This is a genomic window from Aeromonas sp. QDB03 (assembly GCF_027707985.1).
GTDB classification, from domain to species: Bacteria; Pseudomonadota; Gammaproteobacteria; order Enterobacterales; family Aeromonadaceae; genus Aeromonas; species Aeromonas hydrophila.
Window position 1 is genome coordinate 807842 of record NZ_JAPCJG010000001.1, and the last position, 6026, is coordinate 813867.

At 60.4% G+C, this 6026-nt stretch carries 4 protein-coding genes and 1 tRNA gene; 2 read left to right on the forward strand and 3 right to left on the reverse strand.

Features of this window, described 5'->3' with window-relative positions; genetic code table 11:
* Positions 1 to 4 precede the first annotated feature (4 nt).
* Both pfkA and PG900_RS03630 read left to right on the forward strand, forming a co-directional pair.
* Positions 5 to 976, forward strand: a complete 972-nt coding sequence (gene pfkA / locus PG900_RS03625) for a 6-phosphofructokinase (RefSeq protein WP_270830932.1) — start codon at positions 5 to 7, stop codon at positions 974 to 976.
* A 1272-nt stretch (positions 977 to 2248) separates the two neighbouring features.
* Positions 2249 to 3505, forward strand: coding sequence for a M20 family metallo-hydrolase (locus PG900_RS03630; protein ID WP_270830933.1), 1257 nt, complete (start codon positions 2249 to 2251; stop codon positions 3503 to 3505).
* Between the two features lie 81 nt (positions 3506 to 3586).
* Here PG900_RS03630 and yjjG read toward each other — a convergent pair whose 3' ends face one another.
* The 3 genes from yjjG to PG900_RS03645 form a co-directional block, all read right to left on the reverse strand.
* A complete protein-coding gene (gene yjjG / locus PG900_RS03635; protein ID WP_270830934.1) occupies positions 3587 to 4267 on the reverse strand; it encodes a pyrimidine 5'-nucleotidase in 681 nt (226 codons plus the stop codon).
* An 8-nt stretch (positions 4268 to 4275) separates the two neighbouring features.
* Positions 4276 to 5772 carry a M17 family metallopeptidase gene (locus tag PG900_RS03640; protein ID WP_270830935.1) on the reverse strand — a complete coding sequence of 499 codons (1497 nt, stop codon included), beginning with the start codon at positions 5770 to 5772 and terminating at the stop codon, positions 4276 to 4278.
* Positions 5773 to 5945: 173 nt separating this feature from the next.
* Positions 5946 to 6022, reverse strand: a tRNA-Met gene (locus PG900_RS03645).
* Positions 6023 to 6026: the final 4 nt, after the last annotated feature.

The following is a 6026-nucleotide window of genomic DNA, read 5'->3' on the forward strand; positions in this document are numbered from 1 at the left end:
ACTCATGACCAAACAAATCAAACGTATTGGTGTTTTGACCAGTGGTGGTGACGCACCGGGTATGAACGCAGCCATCCGCGCCGTGGTGCGCGCCGGTCTGCATCATGGCCTGGAAGTCTACGGCATCTATGATGGCTACCTCGGTCTGCACCAGGACCGTATCGTCAAGCTGGAGCGTCACAGCGTCTCCGACGTGGTCAACCGTGGTGGTACCTTCCTCGGCTCCGCCCGTTTCCCCGCCTTCAAAGATCCGAAAGTGCGCGCCGAAGCGATCGAAAATCTGAAAAAGCACGGTATCGACGCCCTGGTGGTGATCGGTGGTGACGGCTCCTACATGGGTGCCAAGAAGCTGACCGAAGAGGGCTTCCCCTGCATCGGTCTGCCGGGCACCATCGACAACGACATCGCCGGTACCGACTTCACCATCGGCTTTGATACCGCGCTGAACGTGGTGGTAGACGCCATCGACCGTCTGCGCGACACCTGCAGCTCCCACCATCGCATCTCCGTGGTCGAGATCATGGGCCGTCACTGCGGTGATCTGGCCATGTCCGCCGCCGTTGCCGGCGGTGCCGAGTACGTGATCGTGCCGGAAGTGGCGTTCGACAAGGACAAGCTGCTGCAACAGATCAAGGAAGGCGAAGCCAAGGGCAAGAAGCACGCCATCATCACCATCTGTGAGCACGTCACCGACGTGAACGCCCTGGCCAAGGACATCGAAGCCCTGACCAGCCGCGAAACCCGCGCCACCATCCTGGGCCACATCCAGCGTGGCGGTACCCCCACCGCGCGTGACCGCATCATGTCCAGCCGTATGGGCGCCTACGCCGTTGAGCAGCTGCTGGCCGGTCACGGTGGCCGCTGCGTCGGCATCCAGCGCAACGAGATGGTGCACCACGACATCATCGACTGCATCGAGAACCTCAAGCGCCCCTTCGATCAGGAGCTCTACGATCTCTCCACCACCCTGTTCTAAGCCCCGCTTTCAGGTTGCTGTGACAAAAGCCCTCCACTGGAGGGCTTTTTCATTGGACCTTTCTCGCCACACCCGGGGCCATGACGCCATCTCGTTGCAGTCATCCCAGCGCCCCTCGCAGCGCTTCCTCTGTTTATCGCCTGCCCGCCCCCTTCTTCGGGCCACTTGACCCGTTAACCGGCTCAACCCGACATTACGTCGGTTAAGGGCTGAAACAACGCGGTACACGGCTCTCTGCAGTCCGGCTTCTGCCGAGAACAGCACCACCTCTCTGCACACTCTTCTTGCTCTGTCTTCTTGCTCTGTCTTCTTGCTCTGTCTTCTTGCTCTGTCTTCTTGCTCTGTCTTCTTGCTCTGTCTTTTGCTCTGTCCCTTGGCGTTGCCGACAGCAGGCGCCCCATCGGGCCGCCAATATGCTGGAAAAGATCCTAACAGAGACGAAAGTTGGCCGACAGAACACCATCAGCGAAGGGAATTTTGTAAAAAGACAGGAAGAAACATGTCAGAAGGTGGCGTCACGACAGGGAAAAACCGTTCGACTGCGACAAAAACATGTTGGAGACGGAAAATGGCGCTGACAGCAGCCCAAACCATGACGGGATCATCACTCCCCCCCTAAAAATCGTCTTTTTTTGCCGACATAATTTTAAAAAAACAAAAAAGCCTCATATAAACCCCCTCGTTGATATCGCAACATAATGAACTAATACATTGTTTTAATTGAAATAACCAAATAGATCACTTCTCTTCACCGCATGACATGACCATCAAGACGATAAAATGAGCTTAAAAATGCAAAAATGAAGCTTTCGATACGCACAAGCCACATTCACACCTATAAATGCAATTTACTATTGTTTTACCGCACAATTGTGGTATCTTGGTTCCATCAACAGTCAGCCAAGGGAGACAAAAATATGAAAGAGTTTGTGGTTACTGCAGTTTTTACTGTGTTTTTCACTCTGGTTGCCGTCTCTCTGCCGTCACTGTCACAGCTTTGAGGCGGTTAGTTGCCCACTCAATGATCCTGATGGGCAACGACAGGCATCGCCACGCTGGTTAATTCACCGCTTAATGTCATTTTTTTATAGTTCATCGAAAACAACGACAAATACGGCCATTAGTACGACCAAGCGAACATAATTACAGCTACCTGCCAGAGGCAGCGCGTCAACAGGGGGAGCCAGTGGCTCCCCCTGTTGCGTCTGTGGGATTTACTCTTGCCCCCCTGCCCGTCACAATGTCCGCTGGATTCGCCATGCAGGAATTACCATGACACAAGATGCGCTAAGCCATTGGCGTCGTGATCTTCATCGTCTACCCGAAGCGGCCTGGTGTGAATTTCGTACCAGCTCCCTCATCGCCCACCACCTCAGTGAACTCGGTTTCTCCATCATGCTGGGCGACAAGCTGCTGGCCAGCAACCTCATCATGGGCCGCAACATCGACGTGCAGGCCCAGAAGGAGCGAGCCCTGCGCCAGGGTGCCCATCCGGACTGGCTGGGCAGGTTCGAAGAGATAACGGGCGTGATGGGACTGTGGGACAGCGGCCGTCCGGGTCCGACCCTGGCCTTTCGCTTCGACATCGATGCAGTAGAGGTCGAAGAGAGCCAGGATGAGCTGCATCCTCCCAGCCAGGAGGGGTGGCACTCACGCAACGCTGGCTGGATGCACGCCTGCGCCCATGATGGCCATACCGCCATCGGGCTGGTGCTGGCCGAGCGGATCGCCGCCCTCGCCGATCGGCTGAACGGCCGCATCAAGCTGTTCTTTCAGCCCGCCGAAGAGGGCTGTCGCGGCGGCAAGGCGCTGGCCGCCGGCGGTCAACTCGACGACGTGGATGCCCTGCTGGCGCTGCACATTGGCATTCATGCCAACAGCGGCGAACTGGTGGTCAATCCCACCGAGTTTCTCTGCTCCACCAAGTTCGACGTGGAATTCATGGGGCGTGCCGCTCACGCGGGGCTTGAGCCCAACGCCGGCAGCAATGCGCTGGCGGCGGCCTGCATGGCCACCACCGCCATGCTCGGCATCGCCCGCCACCGCGATGGCATGACCCGCATCAACGTGGGCCAGCTCCATGGCGGCAGCGGCCGCAACGTGATCCCGGGTCATGCCCTGTTGCAGGGGGAGACCCGAGGCGCCACGCCGGCCCTCAACGACTACATGTTCAGCCAGGTGCAGCAGATGGTGGAAGGGGCAGCCATGATGCAGGGCGCCACCTACCTCATTCGCAAGCAGGGTGAAGCCATCGGCATCGACAACAGTCCGAGCCTGCTCGAAGAGATCATCCCGCTCGCCCAGGCGCTCAAACTGGAGACCATCCATACCCGCCGTTTCGGCGCCAGCGAGGATGCAGGCTTTCTCATCGAACGGGTGCAGCGAAGTGGTGGCGAGGCGGCCTACCTGATCCTGGGGGCCAATCTGGCGGCGCCCCATCATCACCCGGAGTTCGACTTCGACGAGGCCGTGCTGGCCCCTGGCGTAGCACTGCTGGAGTCCTGGTTGCTGGCTCGCCTCGGCCGCTAGCAAACAGCCATAGAAAAACAAGGCAGCCCGCGGGCTGCCTTGTTTTTTTCACCCCTTGCCTGGCAAGGGGGTCTGTTGCATCTACTGTCCCAGCACGATGGCCAAGAGGTGGGCGAAGTGGTGGATCTCGTGGGTCGCCTCGCACGGACCATCCTGGCGAGCCGGGTTGTACCAGCAGGTTGCCAGCCCCTGCGCCGCGGCGCCGGCGATATCGGTCTTGGGGTTGTCCCCCACCATCAGCACCCGCGCCGGATCCGGGCGCTGCATCAGCTCCAGGGTATGCTGGAAAATGGCCGCCGCCGGCTTGGTCACCTGTACCTCGTCCGAGATCACCAACGGCTCGAACCACTCGTTCCAGCCCAGCTTGTCGAGGCGGCCGCGCTGCGGCAGGCTGAAACCGTTGGTGATGATCCCCATCTTCACCTTGCTCTTCAACGCCTGCAGGGTCTCCACCACCCCCTCCAGCGGCATGCTCAGGGCGATGATCTGCTGCAGGAAGGTATCGTTCATCGCCATCGGCGCCACGTCCACCTGTTCGGCAAACAGGGAGAAACGGGTCTGCTGCAGGTGGGCGGCATCGATCTCGCCAGAGTTGTACTGCTGCCAGAGCCGGTGGTTGAGGGCATGGTACTCCGCCATCTTGGGCGGGGTCGGCGTCACGCCGTAAATGTGCAGCGTCTGTTCCAGCGCCTGGGCGACCGGGAAATCGAGCAGTGTTTCGTCCAGATCGAACAACACCCAGTCATAACTTGGTACTTTCACGGGATCCCTTACTGTTCTGGTTGATCAAATTCATTGCGCCGCCCCAGCGGGCCGGCCAGCAGATCCAGTGTCAATCTGACCCCGAATCCGGTCACCTCGCTGCTGACCACGCCATTGCCGCCCTTGTTGCGAAAGCCGCTCAAGTCGAGGTGCAGCCAGGGGGTCTGGGCGGGTACGAAGCGGCTGAGGAAGCGGGCCGCATCGATGTGATCCGGCGACGAGCCCGGCGCACACTGTAACAGATCGGCCCACTCGCTATCGAGGTTGTCGTCATAGTCCTCATCCAGCGGGAAGGGCCAGATCCGCTCGCCGCTGCGCTGACCAAGATTGATAAGCTCCCCCAGCCACTGGGGGCGGTTGGTGAAGGCGCCGCTGTAACGGCTGCCAAGTGCCCGCTTGCAGGCCCCGGTCAGGGTGGCGTAGTCGATCAGCAGATCCGGGTTGTCCTGCACCGCCATGCAGAGGGTATCCGCCAGCACCATGCGCCCTTCGGCGTCGGTATCCACCACCTCGATGGTGGTGCCGTTGAGGGCGGTCACCACCTCCCCCGGCCGGTAGGCGAGCGGGCCTATGTGGTTCTCGGCGATGGCGAGCCAGCAGTGCACCTCATAGGGCAACCTGGCGCGACTGATGGCGTGGAGCGTCCCCAGTGCCACCGCACTGCCCCCCATGTCCAGGTGCATGCCATACATGCTGCCGGAGATCTTGAGGTTGTAGCCGCCCGAATCGTGGCAGATCCCCTTGCCCACCAGCGCCAGCCGCCGCACCGCATTGGGCGGGCAGTAGCTCAGCTTGACCATGGCGGCCTGGTTGTCTTCCGAACCGCGCGCCACCGCGATGAAGGCGCCAGCCCCCCGCTCGGCGAGCTGGGCCTGATCGTATTCATGCCACTGCCACCCCTCGCTCTGGGCGAGCTGACGCACCCACTCCCGGTAGCTGCGGGCGGTCAGATCGGAGGCCGGCGACACCGCCAGATGGCGCGCCAGACCGTTGCCTTCCGCCTCGGCATAGATCCGCGCCAGATCCAGCACGCAATTGGGGGACACCGCAATCTGCTGGTAGCGCCAGGGATCTTCGTTGCGATGCTTGTGGCTGGGCAGCGGCACGTTGGCGGCCAGCAAGGTGGCCAGCACCAGCTCGGCCAACAGCGTGGTATCGGCCTCGTCGAAGCCTTCCAGGTGCAGCCCCAACCGCTCGATCTTGAGCCCGGCCAGCGGCGCAACCCAGCCGCGCGCCTGTTTGTAGAGGGCATGAGCGCGCGCGGGGTGTGCCGGCAGGAAGATCAGCAGTTGCAAGGTATTGTGCAGCACCAGGCTGTAGGGCGCTTTTTGCCCCAGCGCGATCTGGGCGCCGACGGCGGCAAACTCGGGCAGGGCCAGCAGGCTTTCGCGGCGATCTTCGGCGCAGATCAGCAGGTTGGCGGCCAGGCCGTTGGTGAGGACGGCAGCGAGGCCGGCGTCGTGAATATCTATTTGCGGCGGCAGATAGGTAAATGGTTGCATCATTGGGCAAGGCCCTCATCCATGAAGAGATACCAGTGATGATACCCAACAAAGCGGGGTCACAGCCAGATTTGCACTTGAAAATCAATATCAAGCGTGAAGGCGACACAAAGCAGAAACACCGCGAAGGCAGCTGGATGAAAAACGGTGAGATTGAGGTAATAGAGAAAGGAAGTTGGTTGCGGGGGCCGGATTTGAACCGACGACCTTCGGGTTATGAGCCCGACGAGCTACCGAGCTGCTCCACCCCGCGTCCG

Coding starts and splice junctions, on each gene's coding strand:
- pfkA (WP_270830932.1), top strand. CDS start 5: ATGACCAAACAAATCAAACGTATTGGTGTTTTGACCAGTGGTGGTGAC.
- PG900_RS03630 (WP_270830933.1), top strand. CDS start 2,249: ATGACACAAGATGCGCTAAGCCATTGGCGTCGTGATCTTCATCGTCTA.
- PG900_RS03640 (WP_270830935.1), bottom strand. CDS start 5,772: ATGATGCAACCATTTACCTATCTGCCGCCGCAAATAGATATTCACGAC.